Source organism: Chitinophaga ginsengisoli (genome assembly GCF_003014595.1).
GTDB classification, from domain to species: Bacteria; Bacteroidota; Bacteroidia; order Chitinophagales; family Chitinophagaceae; genus Chitinophaga; species Chitinophaga ginsengisoli.
In genome coordinates, this window is the sequence record NZ_PYGK01000008.1 from 188,695 (window position 1) to 205,673 (window position 16,979).

Sequence of the window (16,979 nt, forward strand, 5' to 3'; positions counted from 1 at the left end):
TTCCTGCCATTCTATTTTTGACAAAAAGCCATTCATGAAGAAAACGATTTTATTAACTTTCGCCACTGTCGTTTTCCTGCCTGCTATCGCCCGTTCGCAGGAGAAACATACCTATCAGCCAGTTATAGAGCCATGTGCATGTCCTGTTAAAGTAGACAGCAGTTTTAAAACCCGCTGTGCCAACCTCATAGTGCCTGAGAACAGGAAAAAGAACAACGGTAAGACCATTAAACTGCCTTTTATCGTTGTTGAAAGCAAGAATCCCAATAAAAAGAAAGACCCGGTGCTTTTCACCAGCGGAGGACCTGGTTCCGGCTCCATCGGATGGGCCAGAGGAGCTGCGGCAAGCATGGTGATAAAGGACAGAGACTGCATTGCCTTCGAACAGCGGGGCGCCGGTTATTCCATTCCCGGCCTCGATGGACCTGAACTGGGCGCAGCCATCAAAGAGTCCTATAAGAAGAACCTCAATAAGGACAGCATGGTCATCGAAGGTGTGAAACAGCTCCGGAAAGGACTGGAAGCACGAGGTATCGATCTTTCAGGTTATAATACAGACGAGACCGTGTCCGATATCCATGATCTCCTGTCTGCCCTGCACATCGACTCCGTCAACCTGATGGGCATCTCTTATAGCGGAGGTCTCATGCAAGCCGTTTTACAGCGCGATCCTTCCCGTATCAGAACACTCATACTCGATTCTCCATTGCCAACATTTGTTCCCATCGACGAAGATGAACCGGCCAACTTCAATGAAGCACTGAACATCTTATTTGAGCACTGCGCAAAAGATTCCACCGATAAAGCGCTATATGGTAACCTTAAATCCGAGTTCATCCAATACTTCACGGCCATAGGGCGTACTCCCTTTTACATTTCTTACCTGGAAAAAGGCACCACAGACTCTATCCGTGTACAGTATACCCGGAATGACCTCTTCGAAATCATCCAGAATCATTTTTCTAATCCTTCAGAAACACCTTATGTTATCAAAGAACTGATCAAAGGCAACCATCGTGAATATGTAACACAATTGCTGGACGGAATATTCAGTGGTCGCCGCGGCCCCTCCGGTATGCGGATCTCTGTATACTGTGCAGACCAGGCTGCATATCACGATAAGAATGTACTAAAGCAGCTATATAATGCCTATCCTTATATGGAAGGGTATCATATCAATGATGTCTACAACGCCATGTGTGATTGCTGGGCTTATACGCCTATCAATCCCACGACCAAACAGCCATTCTACTCTCCTAAACCGGCATTACTAGTTGACGGCGAAATGGACAACGCCTGCAGACCATTGTATATCGATAGGATCCATCACTATATGCCCAATAGTCAGCGTTTACTCTTTACACATCGGTCTCATGGTGTGGGAGGAAGAGAATTACAACCTTTCATGGTACACTTTCTTGACCATCCGTATGAAAGGTTGGTGTCTGATAAGAAAGACATCATTGTTTATTAAAGCGCCCGCCAGATAAAGAGAATGGGACTGCCGGTGCGGCCAGTCCCATTTTTAGTAAATATCTTCCATCCCTACACCAGGAAACAGGGGCAACTACTCATGAAAGAAGTGGCTATTTTTCACTCCGAATGGAGGCCATACACATATGCAATCTATTAATCGCAAGCCATTCCAATATTTTTAAATGTCAGTTTCACACTTTTATTATTATTTTAGGGAACGATATCAGGGATAACATCACTAATAATTAATTCCACTATGATAAAGCACTGGTCATTTCTATTAATATCAGGATATCTGGCAGCGCAACCGGCGGCTGCGGCGGCCTATGCCAACAATACTAATACTACCCATGCCTCCCATGCCCCGGACTCCGCCTACCTCTTTTCCTATAGTTCAGACAAGAACAACGACCGCGGCGGACTACAGTTTGCCTGGAGCGAGGACAAACAACAATGGCATGTGATCGGGAACGGTTTCACCTTCCTGAAAAGCGACTATGGTCGTTGGGGATCAGACAAACGCATGCTCAGCCCCTGGCTCATACAAGGCCCCGATGGTATATGGCATTGCATATGGAGCCTGAATGACCGGGACCGCCTTTTTGCTCATGCAGCATCTACAGACCTGGTGAACTGGAAAAGGCAAAGCTACCCATACATCACCGGAGGCAGTAACTTTCTGCAACCGGCCGTACGCTATAATGCCGCAAAACGCAGCTACACCATCACCTATACCGATACAAACGGAAAACAATTCCAAACTACCACGGCCGACTTTAAAACATACAGTCCCGCCACAGCCATCACTACCACCCATTACGCCGATGGCAGCGTAACGATCCCCCTCCCTGAGGGAGCAGTCACCGGACAGGTACACCGCGTACCCTGGGAAGTAGTGGACCGGCTCATCAAAACATGTGAACTGGCACAATACAACTGGCAGCAGCAGGCGGAATCCTCCATTAAAGACAAGGAGCGTTTCTCCATGCTGCAGCAACCATTGCAGGCAAGCGTCACCCTGCATCCTGAAAAAGCAAAACCCATCAGCGACCTTCTCCTCGGTATCTTCTTTGAAGACATTAACTATGCCGCAGATGGAGGACTCTACGCCGAATTAATACAGAACCGCGACTTTGAATACGCATTAAGCGACAAGGAAGGACACGATCCAAACTGGAACAGCTATCATTCCTGGACCTTACACGGCGACAACAGCACCTTTACCATCGATGCGGCCTCGCCTGTTCATCCCAACAATTCACACTACGCCATCCTCGACACAAAAACACCCGGCGCTGCACTCGTAAACAGCGGTTACGACGGCATTCCGGTAAGGAAAGGTAAGAAATATGACCTTTCTCTCTTTACCAGACAGCCAGACGGAAAAAGCGGGAAACTACTGGTACGTCTCGTGAGTCCCAACTCGCCCAACGTACTGGCGCAAACCACTATCACCGTGTCCGGCAATTCCTGGAAGAAAACCCAGGCAGTATTGACCGCCACTGCAGATGCAGACAGCGCCACACTCGAACTGCAACCACTTACCGCAGGTCGCCTTGCCCTTGACATGATCTCCCTCTTTCCGCAGGAAACATTCAAAGGCAGAAAGAACGGCTTACGTGCAGACCTCGCGCAGGTAATCGCCGACATACATCCCCGCTTCGTACGCTTCCCCGGTGGCTGCGTATCTCATGGCGACGGACTTGATAACATCTACCGCTGGAAAAACACCATCGGTCCACTCGAAGCACGCAAACCACAACGCAATCTCTGGGGCTATCACCAATCCGCCGGCCTTGGGTACTTCGAATACTTCCGCTTCTGTGAAGACATTGGCGCCATACCGGTACCGGTTGTCGCCGCAGGCGTTCCCTGCCAGAACTCCGGTCCCACTGTCAAAGGCGCTGGTCAACAAGGCGGTATCCCTATATCTGAAATGGACGAATATGTACAGGACATCCTCGACCTCATAGAATACGCCAACGGCGACATTCACACTACCTGGGGTAAGAAACGCGCTGAAGCCGGTCACCCGGAACCTTTCCACCTGAAATATATCGGCATCGGCAATGAAGACCTGATCACCGACATCTTCGAAGAACGCTTCACCCTGCTCTTCAACGCCGTTAAAAAGCAACATCCGGAAATCACCGTCATAGGTACCGCAGGCCCTTTCTTTGAAGGTACCGACTACGTAGAAGGCTGGGATATCGCCAATAAACTGAAAGTCCCCATGATCGACGAACACTATTACGTATCACCAGGCTGGTTCATTCACAATCAGGACTTCTACGATAAATACGACCGCTCCAAATCAAAGGTATACCTCGGTGAATACGCTGCCCACCTTCCCGGAAGGCCCAGCAACATCGAAACCGCCCTGGCAGAAGCGCTCTATCTCACCGCCCTGGAACGGAACGGCGACATTGTCAGCATGGCATCCTATGCCCCTCTCCTGGCCAAAGACAAGCATACGCAATGGACGCCTGACCTGATCTATTTCAACAATACCACTGTAAAACCTACAGTCAACTACTTCGTTCAACAACTCTACGGTTCCAACGGAGGCGATAAATACCTGCCAGGCACTATCACCATCTCCAACGACATGAACCGCGAAGACGTAAAAGAACGAATCGCTGTTTCTGCCGTACAGGATACTAAATCCAACACCGTTATCATAAAAATGGTGAACCTGCTGCCGAAGGCTGTTCAGTCCAGCATCGACCTCAGCGGCATCGGTATAGCAGATAGTAATGCTGTAAAAACGGTGTTGCAAGGCAGTCCAGATAGTAAAGATGCCAGACCGGTTGTGTCCAGCTATCCGGTTGCTGAGAAGTTTAGTAGTGAATTACCGGCTTATTCATTTACAGTGATACGGATTAAAACAAAGTAACTGTCTTCTTTTTGCGATAAGTAGCTGCGGGGATGTCTCTATGAATATCACGCTAAGTAGCTTCGGTTTCAATGTTGGTGGTGGTCTATGCCTCTCTGAATATTACGCTAAGTAGCTTCGGTTTCAATGTTGATGGTGGTCTATGCCTCTCTGAATATTACGCTAAGTAGCTTCGGTTTCAATGTTGATGGCGGTCTATGTCTCTCTGAATATTACGCTAAGTAGCTTCGGTTTCAATGTTGATGGCGGTCTATGTCTCTCTGAATATTACGCTAAGTAGCTTCGGTTTCAGTATGGGATGGCGGTCGGCGCCTCTCTGGATGTCGATTGAGCTTTGTCAAGCGAATGGGATTTTGAATATGGATCAGGCAGCACCGGTCGTATCACCCGAGAGCCGAAGGCCCGCCATTCCCATCTGAAACCGCTTGCTACTTTCGCTTCTCTATTGAATTTCGGGGTAGCGTGTATGGTGTTGGTATTATTTTCATCCTCCTATTGAATTTCAGGGATAGCGTGTATTAGGGTTGGTATTGTTTCATCCTCCTATTGAATTTCAGGGACAGCATGTATTAGGATTGGTATTATTTTCGTCCTCCTATTAAATTTCAGGGATAGCGTGTGTCAGGGTCAATCATCGGGTAGGGTGTGTATCCAATAAAGCGGGCGATAAGAAATGAACCTCTAAAATGTTTTCTCTTATAATTAAGTAGGAAGCGCAAGTAGCAAGCGGTTTCAGATGGGAATGGCGGGCCTTCGGCTCTCGGGTGATACGACAGATGCTGCTTAATATATCCCCAAGCCCCTATTCGCTTGACAAAGTTCAATCGACATCCAGAGAGGCGCCGACCGCCATCCCATACTGAAACCGAAGCTACTTAGCGTAAGAATACAAAATTAAAATACCCTGTATCCACTTTTAAACGTAGATACAGGGTATTTTCCTTAATGCAGAAAATCTTATTTACACTACTGCTTCAATATCTTCACCTGCTTCTGGCTACCATCCTTACGCTCTATCACAACAACATGCACACCGGCTTGAAGAGATGAAACACTAATTGTACTACCAGGATTTTTCACCCTCATCACTTCACGTCCGCTGATATCATAGACACGCAGTGTGCTCACTTTATCACTACCCCGGATGGAGAGCTGATCTTTCACGGGGTTAGGCGACAGCGTAACTGTAGGCTCCTCCACTGCCAGCTTTTGCTGCACCGCTACTCTTGCGGAAGAAACATTGGTGATGGTCAGGTAATTGAGGTTGAATCCACCGGTTGATGTAGCAATACCGATGTTGTAGCTTCCTGCAGGCAATGATACAGTATGTGATACATCCGTCCAGTTCTGCCAGCCACCGGTATTAGGTATTACAACAGAACCCAGTTGTGTAGCACCCGCATCTTTTTCCAGTCGCAGAGACATATTGGAATTAGGGCTAGCCACGCGATAGCTTACGCGGTAAGTGCCTGTTGCAGGAATATTCACTGCGTAAGACATCCAGTCGTTTGCATCGATCCATCCTACATTTTGTCCACCGCCTGCATCAGTTGTTGTTTCAACATCGACGCCTGACATGTAGTTATAGCTCTCCGCCTGGATGACGATTGAAGTGGAAGTAGTATTGGATTCTACTTTCAGGGAAGACGCTACATCATTCCAGCCATTGTCCACCAGGCATTCATCATCGCCGGTCAGCACCAGTGTTGAACCAATGAAATTATCATCCTGGTAAAGGGTCACTTTATATCCGGCAGCTACTTTGATAGAAGAAATAGCATCATTCGGAATACCCAGTGCAATCAGCTGGCTGAGTGTATACGAACCCGGATTAAGCGCTACAGCGGCACCTGTATAATTACAGTCTCTGTAAGTAACAACCGGACCAGTTGGTGTCTGGCCGGCATAAGCACCGATAGCAACAGTTACGCGCTGTGGTGATGGTGCATTGATAGTGGATGAATTGTTAAATACATCGTCGTAACAGAATGCATACGTCTTGCTATTCAGACTGATGTCGCTGCGGTGCCAGAACTTGCAATACCAGTTGTAGGGCGAAGTCTGATAATACGATGATGCAGTACCAAAATCCTGCGTGGCGCCGGTCGCCAGGTTCAGGTTAATCGCATGACGGTTGATGGCTGCACAGATCTGCGCCTGTACCACCTTATCAAATTGTCCGCCGGAAGCCATTACACCGCTACCTTCCATCACCTCAATGTTGGTAGGCTTATTGGAGATAGTGCCTACCTGTCCATCGGACGATCTTGTAAAGGTGAATACGTTTCCTGACACGCGGCCGCTCCAGGTACCGGCATCGCCTGCATTGAATACCAGGTTGCCGCTGCTGTACTTAGACCAGATGGCATCGATGTAGGAACCGAAGTAGTTCCCTTGTGCGCCGCCTGGCTGGAAAGCCGTTGTTTTTGACGGGAACTTAATGATGCCATTCGTAGCATCGTAGCAACCCGCAAATTCAGCTGGTGCAGTAGCCTGCCATTGTGCAAGGATCTGTGCGTGTGTCATTACCTCGCCTACTTTCTGATAGAAGCCGCCATTACCCCAGGCTTCCAGACCCATTGGGTACTGATAACTATCAACACGGGTGGTGTTTACCCAAAGACCATTGGAGGCATTGGTCAGTTCGATTGTCTCATACCGGATACCCTGGTTAGGGTCTGTCGGATTGGCCAGGTTGGGAGCTGCATAACCACTCGGTGCGCCGGAAGCACCAAAGAAATAGAGATACAGCTGTGAGTTGAAGGAGATTAAAATACGGCATCCTTCAATACCGGGAATGTTGATGATCTTGTTAGGGATCTCGCTCAGCTTCGCAAAGCAATTAGCATATAATCCGTTGTTTCCCGGTCCCTGATTACCGTTGATGACCGGCCCGGGTACTGTGTTATTGGACACGCTCATCAAGTTAACGGCACTGGTTTTCGGATTGATCCATACATGATTGCCGTTGATAATTCCGACAACGGCTACATAGATATTCCCATCGGCATACGATGAGTTGTTTTGTAATGTGAAGGGTACTGTGGCCTGAGCCTGCACTGCGTCTGCAGTTGCAAATGTTAATGTCAGCAGGAGGGTGATGCGTAGACATAACGTCCCGACGAGGGAAAAGAAAGATCTGGTCTTCATAGATTATGGGTTTTATATTAACAGTGTGATATAAAATTAACTTAATTTATCCGGTAAGTTACCGTCTACACAACACTGTACTCATAAAACCCGGCTTATTGCTTCATAAACAGCCAGGTGTCTACTCCACTTCTACGATCATCTCTACCTCTACGGCCATGTTCATAGGCAGCGCATTGGTACCCAATGCAGTACGTGCATGCCTGCCCTGCTCACCAAACACCTGTATCAACAGATCAGAAAAGCCATTTATCACTTTAGGCTGATCTGAAAAGGCGGCAGTACAATTCACATAGCCATTTACCTTCACAATCTGCTTCACCTTATTCAGGCTGCCCAGTTCCTTTTTCAGCACTGCGAGTTGATTCATGGCTGTTAGCTTTGCCGCATCATAGCCTTGTTGCACGCTCAGCTCCTGTCCCAATTTGCCGGTTGTGTATTCACCATTGGCATTGCGAGGACCTTTACCTGATAAATAGAGCAGGTTACCTACCCTCCGGACATCCACATAACTGCCAATAGCAGGTGGCACTTCCGGTAATGTGATCTTTAATGTTGCCAGCTTTTCCTCCGGTGTTTGTGCAAAGACTGCTGAGCTTATTAACAGCGATACGAATAACATCAATACTTTCATGCGGTTTAATTTAAACTTCGATAATATAAGGTGGCTCATATCATGGGCCTTATTGAACAGCACAAAAATAACGTTCTGCGGGAACCGGCAAAATGGCATTTGGACGCATCAAGATGGATATTTTCTCCATATACCTAAAGTACCTTTTCCGCTTCATCAACATTACCCGGCAGATCTGTTGCTGTAATCAGTATATGCGTACCACGTACCGCCGGGTTGACAACACCAGATGTATACTGCCAGTATGAAATACCTCCAGCCGGCACAGCGTCGCCCTGTTCAAGTTCAACACCTTCCGCAGAAAGGATACGGACTTTTACAGCAGCTACACGAACAACATCCCTGACGGCAATCGTAATGATATCGCCCTCTTCTCCTGTGTACTTTTCCGTGTTAATAAGTACGATAGCAGGTGCCTGGGCTGCATCCTGAAAGGCTACATTATACGCAGTCTGCCATTTCTTTGCAGCAGCTGCATACATCAGCTTTGTTACAGCATCAGTCATTGCATATTTTGCATACGCTGTCGCATCCGCGAATTTCTCCCGGGCTGCTACCTGCCGATCCGTCGGCGGCTTTGTGGCAGGCCCACATTTTGCAGTTACAACTGTTTTTCCTTTTCTTACACGAAGCGTCATCTGGCTGATAGATCCAGATACCCCGCTCATGATTATGTTTTGTTTTACATAAGCCATAGTGAATACATTTAAAGATTAATAATTGGAATAGTGGCGGCATTTAGCAATAAAACTTACTGATAGCAACTCCTCTTTTTCGCCATTATTTTTGTCGTTTATATATACGAGAAACAGGCCTTTTCAGATCAAATAAAAGCTACTATCTTTTCCCCTTTTTACGAGGATATAACGCTGTACAAACGATGTTTCACCTATGTCTATCTTACGTTAATCCTACGTTCCAAGACGTAGGATCAACGTAAGATAGACATAGGTGAAACATCGTTAATTCCTGCTTAAATCGGTACTAATTCGGTGTTGTTTCAAGTTCAGATTACGTAAAACCCGCAATGAAAAAAGCGTTAATTTTAAATAAAAAAACTATGGCAAGAACAAACAATCATTTATTGAACGGCTTAAAGACAAGCCGTGGAAAAATAAATAAAGACTTCGTATTGAAAAAACGCGGAGACAAAACATTTATCAGTAAGTATCCTGATATGAGCAATGTTGTTCCATCAACATTACAGCTCGCGTATAAGGATAGATTTATGCATGCGGTGGCATATGCTAAGAGCATTATTAACGACCCCGTGAAGAAGATTGCTTATAAAGTAAGACCTGGTAGTACGGTGTATCATTCTGCGATTAGGGATTATCTGGAGAATAATTAGTACAAACCTGGGGCTGTTTTACTGCTACCAAGCCCTACACATTTTCATACTATTCCATTACAGAAAAACAGCCTAACAATTCGTTATACTATACTGCTTCTTTCCCCGGTCCTAATGCACCATACTCTCCTAATATCGGGCTGCTACCAAGATTAACGATATGCTCAATGAGATTTGATAAAGAATTATAAACAAATTGCTTAAAAAGATAATGGTCAATTTTCATTAACTTTACATGTTGGGTTCCTACACTTACCAGTGTTCCCATGTTGAATTATCAAAATGATTAATGGATAATGAGTAAAATCAGGGTCAAAAACTTCGGGCCGATAAAAGAAGGATATACCGATAATGATGGATGGATAGACATTAAAAAGGTGACGCTCTTTATTGGAAATCAGGGCACAGGCAAAAGTACCCTTGCGAAACTCATTTCCACGTTTACATGGATGGAAAAAGCTTTGAGCCGTGGTGATTATCCATTGGTACATTTTGAACGTATCGCAGTCTTTTATGAACTTCTTAGTTACCACAATATCCATACATATCTGCAGGGGTTCCAAAAAGCACAAGTTGAACTTTTTTCTGACGATGTTATTAAACCGCCAAGTGAGTTAGATTACGTTGGCGAATCGTATCAAATAACCGTTAGGGGAACACGTATCGATGTCGCAAAGTCTAATGGGCAGAATTATCATCTCCCGCAAATTGTTTATATACCTGCAGAACGCAATTTGCTCAATTTCACCTATGAATATAGACGCGCCAGACGAGTACCTGAAACATTAATTGACCTGCAAGTATTATACAGAGAAATTATCAAAGGCATTAACGGGGGAGTAATAAAACTGCCCATTAATGGTCTCGATATTATGTACAATAAAAATCTGGACACTCTAATTATCAGAGGACAGGACTACATGGTAGATCTATTGGCTGCATCGAGCGGTATCCAGTCCGTTGTACCGCTTTTTTTAATATCGTTGTATTTGGCTAATTCTGTTCAATCGTCCTCAGAGTCTCGCCAGCCAATGAACAGCGAAGAGTTGGAAAGATTTAAAACAGATGTAGCGGCAATACACGCAAACGCTGACTTGACAGATGAACAAAAGAAGGCAGCACTTTCTGTTGTTGCTGCGAAGTATAATAAAACTGCCTTTGTAAATATTGTAGAAGAGCCAGAACAAAATTTATTCCCTTCATCACAGTGGAATATCTTAAAAAGCTTGCTTGAGTTCAATAACATGAGCGAGGGAAACAGGTTGATCATGACCTCACATAGCCCGTACGTTATGAATGCTCTGATGTTAGCTGTAAAAGCCCGAAATGTTTACCAAACAATACATAATTGTGGCAAAAGCGAACTATTTAAATCTGTAGAAGAGATAGTACCTTCTAAATCCATTATAAACGCTGACGATTTAATCATATATGAATTGAATGAGTCAGGAGGTTTGTCAAAGTTAGGTGACTATAAAGGTTTACCATCAGATGATAATTACCTCAACAACTTGCTAGATGAATCAAACAACATGTATTCACAATTATTACGTATAGAAGATCAATGCAGGTAAACTTTTTCGATGCACACCACACACAATCGAGCCAGGAAACATTTGGATTGTATGATAAACCATATCCTGAAAGGGCGCCATCATACATCATGGAAGAGGACAAACATGATTGGATAGGAATTGTAAATAATCCAACTAAAATCAATGCGGATTTTTACGGTTTGGATCATTCACTGAAAATACCTGTCCCACCGCCTAACCCCGATAACAAATACATTGAAAGTCTTTGTGATGGGATGCTAAAACATGGAGACAATCTAGCCTTTGTCGAATTAAAAGTTTGGGCAAGCGACGGCAAATGGATTGGCGTATCAACGAAGCAAATACTAAACTCTGTCAAACTTTTTGCGGAAAATCACAGTTTCGTCGGATATAACCGGGTCGAAGGTCGTATCTGTAACAAATTAAAGCCCGCATTGCACAAAAATTGTATGCATTCTCAGGAAAAATTTCACGAAGCTGCTGTTTTATATGGTTTTAAAGGTGAATTGGTTGTAAAGCAAGAAATTGATATCTGATATCGCATGCATAAATTGTAATAGTTCAAATTTGATTTGGCTGTATGGATAATATTTTAGACAGGCGGAGGAATGTACCAACTGAAACAGATATACGCTTCTCTTATTATAAGTCCTCCACAAGATAGCCCCCAAGGCACTTTCTATAATACCATAGCAAGCCGGGAGTCCACAAAAGCAATCCCCCCTCACAACGTTAACTCCCCTCCTCCTCCCAACCTGCCAGACCCTGCAACCGATTTCCCAATATCTGTACTCAAAACGTTTTACTTTTCCCAAGAAGTTATTACATTTGCTTACAGCGATGTAGCAACGCAAGGAGTTAAAGCCCCAGGCCTTCAGTTATCAACCAAATACTCAAGTTCATGTGAAATACAAGCTTTCACGTCCCTTTTCCGGCAACAACACCACCTTATTCACATTAACAAATATCAAGATATACGTGAATGATATGCTATGATGCGAAAACATACAACTGCTTTACCAACAGTACTTCCTGTTATGACAAAGACTGGTACATGTCTCACATTTTTACAACCAAACAAATTTCCTTCATGAAAAACAAACAACGACTAATGCCTGCAAAAGCCGTGTTGCTTTTTGTCCTAGTACCTCTGATGCTTGCCCTGACGCCATTTATTACAAGCTCCGCACAAACACTTGATGTCACCAAAGCACCATCCAAAAAAGCCTATACATTGAAGATCAATAAAGGCGATTACTGGATTGGTGGTGGTCTTGGTCTGAGCGGATCAGTAGCGCCCATGGGGCAATACATCGGTACCGCAGCCCAGTTATCCGCCAAAGGGGGATATCACATTATCGACAAACTGTCTGTCGGCGTGAGCCTGACCGCCGGTATCAGCATCTCTGATAAAAAGAGCAAGGGTATCTATACCCGTGGTATCAGTATGCTGGTGGGCCCGATCGTACAATACATGATCCCGCTTTCAAAAACATTCTTCCTGGCGCCAATAGTAGGTGCCACCTGGGGACCTATCAGCGTAAAATCGATGGTATCCCAGCCAGGTGCACCGGAAGAATATGTGAAAATAAAAGGGCATGCTTTCTGTCAGCTGGCAGGTATCGGCCCCTTCTTTGAGGTGATACCGGAAAAGGCAAGCTTTGGTGCACAGATCCTCGTGTCTTCCCTGCAGCAGACAACAACGCTTCATTCAAACGGCAGCGAGATCCCTGGCACTAAAGTGAAAGATAATAAGTCTGGTCCGGCCTTGAATATCGAATTCAGACTGCATTTTTAATCCCTGTAAAAGGGCATAAAGGGCTATGTCAGCAAGTTCTGATCTGTTTTACTCCAGATTACCGGTCAATCGTATTCCTCTCAGTGAGCTGCTGACGGAAGAACATTTATTCTACCAGGTACCTGACAGCTGGCATGTTATTGTAACAGATATTAAAGGCTCCACGGCTGTCGTACAAAAAGGATTGCACGAGACCGTCAACCTGGTTGCCACCGGGAGCATTGTTGCAGTACTAAACATCTGTTTTAAAGCAAATATCACCGTCCCTTTCTTCTTCGGAGGGGACGGTGCTTCTTTTATAGTCCCTCCTGCCGTGAAAGACGCCGCTATGGCAGCACTTTTACTTTACAGGAATAATACCCGGGAAAACTTCAATATCGAGCTACGCACAGGCGTGGTGGACGTAAAGGAGATCTACGCCCGGGGACATGCACTGAGGATCTGTAAATTCACCAGCTCCGGCAATTTCACCATTCCGATCCTGCTGGGAAACGGTCTCAGTTATGCAGAAAAACTGATCAAAGGAGATGATTACCGCTTCCCCGGTCAGGCTCCCGGCGGGAATGAATTAGACCTGAGTGGCATGCAATGCCGCTGGGACAAGATCAAACCTCCGGAAAATCATTATGAAGTAGTCAGCCTGATTGTCCTTTCAACTGATGACGCAAAGCAATCACAGACCTTCCAGCAAGTCATTTCCTACATTGATGAGATCTATGGCACGCCCGAGAAAAGGCAGCCTATTTCTATATCAAAGCTCCGGCTCAAAGCCTCCTTCACCAAACTGGGATCAGAAATACGCGCCCGGTTTGGCAGCATGAAGATCTTTTCACTTATACAGGCCTGGCTCACCACCACCCTGGGTTACATCTATTTCCAGACCAAAACCGGCAGGACCTATCTCACACGACTGGTGGAAATGTCCGACACACTCGTAATAGATGGTAAGATCAATACCGTTATTACAGGCACCCCACAACAGCGGCAACTCCTGGAAGAAAAACTGAACAGGCTGGAACAGGCCGGGGAGATCTTCTATGCCATCTATGTCAGCAAAGAATCTGTGATGTCCTGCTACGTCCGCGATATGAAAGACGACCATATTCACTTTGTGGATGGCGCCGGAGGCGGATATACCCATGCTGCCGGCGTGCTGAAACTGAAATGCAGAAAGGTATAGGTCCGCCGTATTTTGAAGGACGGAAACGTCCACTTCCCAACTTAATCTGTCCAGTTCCCCCTCCTCATCCTGTTCCCGCAATCAGCATCGTCATAATTTTGGCCAACGGCCCTACCCTGCTATCAACCATAAAAGTGTCAACAGAAACACGGTTGAGTACATCAATGGGCCCATAATTTATAATCAAGCGGAAAGAATTAACTATATCTTTGGCCAAATGGCCATGGTATTTCCATAAAGCACAAACTGTGATGAACAAGAAAACATTTAAAGTATCTCCCTGGATCATTTGGTGCAGTTCACTGTTCCTCGGCATCATTGCCTCCATTCCCAAGATTGCGGAGCGGCCATTTAATTTACCGGAAGCCCTGGTCAATTCCGGTATCACATTCGCCTTTTCCGTTATCGTATGGTATTACAATATTTACACCCTGCCCACCTATTCCAGGCGGGATATTAACCGGGGCATGTCAATATCCCGCCTGTTCACCAGTCTTGTATTCGGGATAGGCGTCATGCTGTTGCTGGCCTATTGCCAGCAGTGGTTACTTTCACACCTGAATTTTGGCCCGGTAATGCTGATGGTGGAGGTGAGAGGTATCATGATCAATCTCGGATTTTATATGATCCTGCATCTGCTGTATCAGAACTATCAGAACCAGCAGGTAAGCATAGAACTGGAACGCTCCAAATCAGACAATCTCGGCGCCCAGTATGAACTGCTCAAACAACAGATCAATCCTCACTTCCTGTTCAACAGTCTCAATACACTGAAAACGATGATAGAAACCGACGATAAACAATCTGTCGATTTCGTACTGAAGCTTTCCGAGTTTTATCGCTTTACATTGGAGAGTCGCAAGCTGGACCTGATCCATCTGTCGGAAGAGCTGAATATTCTGAATGCATACATGTTCCTGCTGAAGGCACGGTTTGAAGATGGTATTCAACTGACCAACAAGATTGATCCTGCCTATCTTCAGTCGCTGGTCCCCCCGTTCACCTTACAACTACTGATCGAGAATTGTATCAAACATAACATTGTATCGCTGGAGCAGCCATTGGAGATCAGGCTTTATGCTGAAAAAGATTTTATTATTGTGGAGAATAATGTGCAGCTTAAAATGGACCAGGGTATTTCGCTGAAGGTAGGACTAAACAATATCAGTGAAAGATATAATCACCTCCTGGAAAAGGAAATCATCATTGAATCAGACGAAAAAATATTTAAGGTAAAACTTCCTGTGATACATGAACATACTCATTATTGAAGACGAGATCAAAGCAGCAGCGTCCCTGGCCACTATGATAACGAAGATCAGACCAGAAGCTAAAATAGTGTCGCAGCTGCAAAGCGTCTCCTCCAGCATTAAGTATCTTTCCGAAAATGAACAGCCGGACCTGATCTTTATGGATATCCAGCTTTCAGACGGGCTCTGTTTTAATATCTTTAAATCAGTAAAGATATCATGCCCGGTAGTTTTCTGTACTGCGTTCGAGGACTATACATTGGATGCATTTAAAGCGAATGGCGTTGACTATGTATTGAAACCATTTTCCAAAGATGATATCGTCAACGCACTCAAAAAAGTAGATGAACTAAAGAACTTCTTCCAGCAACATACATTGCCGCAACTGAATGATCTGCTGGCAAAAGTATCGCCGCCGGCTGGTAAGAAGAACTTCCTGGTGTTCAAAAACAACAAGTATATCAACATCTCCACAGATGCTATTGCGTTCTTCTACATCAAACATGAAGCAACTATTATCAAGACCTTCGACCAGGAGGAATATTCGATCAATCAGTCGCTTGACCAGATCTATGCCATGCTATCGCAGGATCAGTTCTTTCGTCTGAACAGGCAATACCTGGTTAATTTTAAGGCAATAAAAGATGTGGAACACTATTTTGCCAGGAAGCTGCTCGTCAACCTGATCATTCCCGCTCCTGAAAAATTATTGATCAATAAAGAAAAAGTACAGATCTTCCTGTCCTGGTTAGAGAACAGGTAAGCTTACTGCATATGACAACAACACCCGCTTTTGAGATTAAGAACCCGGTTGACGGCAGCATGGGTTTCAGAATGGTCCATTTTGAAGATAACTCACCGTTTAAGGACCTACAACGCGTAGGTCACTTTTCCATTATATGGCTCTACGAAGGAGAAGGGCTCCTGAAAGCAGATTTCACTGAATATACTATTTCTAAAGGAACGATGCTTTTCTTTGCCCCGGGGCATCCTTTTATGATCACGGGAGAACATGTAAAAGGCGTGATGCTGAATTTTCACCATGACTTCTTCTGTGTTATCAAACATCACAAGGAAGTAGCCTGCGACGGCATTCTCTTCAACAATATCAGCCAGACACCACTGGTCAATATTCCTGACAATGAAGCGCCTACGATCCGGATGCTGATCTCGCAGGTGGAAAATGAACTGCAGGTAGCAGGGCTGGCCCAGCATGACCTGCTGATCTCCTACCTGAAGATCCTGCTGATCAATGTAACGAGGATAAAGGTATCGCAGGACGTTGTTAAACCAGCGCCTACGGAACAAACAGTTGAATCGGAGGCATTGCAGCAATTCAAAGCCTATATTGATAAATATTTCCGCGAGAAACATAGTGCAGGTGAGTATGCTGATCTGTTAAATATGACGGTTAAAAACCTGGGAAGAATTGTCAGGGACTATTATGGCAGAACACCTACTGATATGATCACGGAGAGGATCATTGTAGAAGCTAAACGGGAGTTGTACCTGACCTCCAAACCTATTAAAGAGATCGCCTATGATCTGGGCTTTAAAGATGAATATCATTTCAGCAGATATTTCAAAAACGCTATCAATACGCCGCCACAGGCTTACAGGAATTCGCTGAAAAAAGCATGGAGCTAAATGTAAAAAAGAACAGGGCCAGTTAAGGCCCTGTTTTGTTG

General features: G+C 45.1%; 13 protein-coding genes. 10 read left to right on the forward strand and 3 right to left on the reverse strand.

Features of this window, described 5'->3' with window-relative positions; all coding sequences use genetic code 11:
• Window positions 1–34: 34 nt before the first annotated feature.
• Window positions 35–1,474: an alpha/beta fold hydrolase gene (locus CLV42_RS19965; RefSeq protein ID WP_106603704.1), complete on the forward strand. Its 1,440-nt coding sequence runs from the start codon at window positions 35–37 to the stop codon at window positions 1,472–1,474.
• 258 nt (window positions 1,475–1,732) lie between these two features.
• Window positions 1,733–4,372, forward strand: coding sequence for an alpha-L-arabinofuranosidase C-terminal domain-containing protein (locus CLV42_RS19970; RefSeq protein WP_106603705.1), 2,640 nt, complete (start codon window positions 1,733–1,735; stop codon window positions 4,370–4,372).
• 966 nt (window positions 4,373–5,338) lie between these two features.
• On the opposite strand, the gene CLV42_RS19975 is transcribed toward CLV42_RS19970, so the two are convergent.
• From CLV42_RS19975 to CLV42_RS19985, 3 genes are all read right to left on the reverse strand, one after another.
• Window positions 5,339–7,522, reverse strand: coding sequence for a beta-1,3-glucanase family protein (locus CLV42_RS19975; protein WP_106603706.1), 2,184 nt, complete (start codon window positions 7,520–7,522; stop codon window positions 5,339–5,341).
• Window positions 7,523–7,643: 121 nt separating this feature from the next.
• Entirely contained in the window at window positions 7,644–8,156 is a 513-nt protein-coding gene (locus tag CLV42_RS19980) for a RidA family protein (protein WP_106603824.1), read from the reverse strand.
• Between the two features lie 134 nt (window positions 8,157–8,290).
• Window positions 8,291–8,824: a hypothetical protein gene (locus CLV42_RS19985; protein WP_245901699.1), complete on the reverse strand. Its 534-nt coding sequence runs from the start codon at window positions 8,822–8,824 to the stop codon at window positions 8,291–8,293.
• A gap of 392 nt (window positions 8,825–9,216) precedes the next feature.
• Between CLV42_RS19985 and CLV42_RS19990 the strand changes: the two genes are divergently transcribed.
• The 8 genes from CLV42_RS19990 (at window position 9,217) to CLV42_RS20035 (ending at window position 16,938) form a co-directional block, all read left to right on the forward strand.
• Window positions 9,217–9,507, forward strand: coding sequence for a hypothetical protein (locus CLV42_RS19990; RefSeq protein WP_106603825.1), 291 nt, complete (start codon window positions 9,217–9,219; stop codon window positions 9,505–9,507).
• 296 nt (window positions 9,508–9,803) lie between these two features.
• Complete coding sequence (locus CLV42_RS20000; protein ID WP_106603709.1) at window positions 9,804–11,081, forward strand: AAA family ATPase; 1,278 nt, start codon at window positions 9,804–9,806, stop codon at window positions 11,079–11,081.
• Between the two features lie 89 nt (window positions 11,082–11,170).
• A complete protein-coding gene (locus CLV42_RS20005) occupies window positions 11,171–11,599 on the forward strand; it encodes a hypothetical protein (protein ID WP_211303495.1) in 429 nt (142 codons plus the stop codon).
• Window positions 11,600–12,153: 554 nt separating this feature from the next.
• Entirely contained in the window at window positions 12,154–12,861 is a 708-nt protein-coding gene (locus CLV42_RS20015; RefSeq protein WP_146154436.1) for a hypothetical protein, read from the forward strand.
• Between the two features lie 25 nt (window positions 12,862–12,886).
• On the forward strand, window positions 12,887–14,041 hold the full coding sequence (locus CLV42_RS20020) for a DUF3095 domain-containing protein (RefSeq protein WP_106603713.1): 1,155 nt from the start codon (window positions 12,887–12,889) through the stop codon (window positions 14,039–14,041).
• 251 nt (window positions 14,042–14,292) lie between these two features.
• Window positions 14,293–15,312 carry a sensor histidine kinase gene (locus CLV42_RS20025; protein WP_106603826.1) on the forward strand — a complete coding sequence of 340 codons (1,020 nt, stop codon included), beginning with the start codon at window positions 14,293–14,295 and terminating at the stop codon, window positions 15,310–15,312.
• Window positions 15,293–16,054: a LytR/AlgR family response regulator transcription factor gene (locus CLV42_RS20030; RefSeq protein WP_106603714.1), complete on the forward strand. Its 762-nt coding sequence runs from the start codon at window positions 15,293–15,295 to the stop codon at window positions 16,052–16,054. Before CLV42_RS20025 ends, CLV42_RS20030 begins: the two co-directional genes overlap by 20 nt.
• A gap of 11 nt (window positions 16,055–16,065) precedes the next feature.
• Entirely contained in the window at window positions 16,066–16,938 is an 873-nt protein-coding gene (locus tag CLV42_RS20035; RefSeq protein WP_106603715.1) for a helix-turn-helix domain-containing protein, read from the forward strand.
• Window positions 16,939–16,979: the final 41 nt, after the last annotated feature.

Bases quoted from the DNA above. Each gene is read 5' to 3' on its own strand.
- CLV42_RS19990 (WP_106603825.1), top strand. From the start codon at position 9,217: ATGGCAAGAACAAACAATCATTTATTGAACGGCTTAAAGACAAGCCGT.
- CLV42_RS19965 (WP_106603704.1), top strand. From the start codon at position 35: ATGAAGAAAACGATTTTATTAACTTTCGCCACTGTCGTTTTCCTGCCT.
- CLV42_RS20035 (WP_106603715.1), top strand. From the start codon at position 16,066: ATGACAACAACACCCGCTTTTGAGATTAAGAACCCGGTTGACGGCAGC.
- CLV42_RS20005 (WP_211303495.1), top strand. From the start codon at position 11,171: ATGGAAGAGGACAAACATGATTGGATAGGAATTGTAAATAATCCAACT.
- CLV42_RS19970 (WP_106603705.1), top strand. From the start codon at position 1,733: ATGATAAAGCACTGGTCATTTCTATTAATATCAGGATATCTGGCAGCG.
- CLV42_RS19985 (WP_245901699.1), bottom strand. From the start codon at position 8,824: ATGAGCGGGGTATCTGGATCTATCAGCCAGATGACGCTTCGTGTAAGA.
- CLV42_RS20000 (WP_106603709.1), top strand. From the start codon at position 9,804: ATGAGTAAAATCAGGGTCAAAAACTTCGGGCCGATAAAAGAAGGATAT.
- CLV42_RS19980 (WP_106603824.1), bottom strand. From the start codon at position 8,156: ATGAAAGTATTGATGTTATTCGTATCGCTGTTAATAAGCTCAGCAGTC.
- CLV42_RS20020 (WP_106603713.1), top strand. From the start codon at position 12,887: ATGTCAGCAAGTTCTGATCTGTTTTACTCCAGATTACCGGTCAATCGT.
- CLV42_RS20015 (WP_146154436.1), top strand. From the start codon at position 12,154: ATGAAAAACAAACAACGACTAATGCCTGCAAAAGCCGTGTTGCTTTTT.
- CLV42_RS20030 (WP_106603714.1), top strand. From the start codon at position 15,293: ATGAACATACTCATTATTGAAGACGAGATCAAAGCAGCAGCGTCCCTG.
- CLV42_RS20025 (WP_106603826.1), top strand. From the start codon at position 14,293: ATGAACAAGAAAACATTTAAAGTATCTCCCTGGATCATTTGGTGCAGT.
- CLV42_RS19975 (WP_106603706.1), bottom strand. From the start codon at position 7,522: ATGAAGACCAGATCTTTCTTTTCCCTCGTCGGGACGTTATGTCTACGC.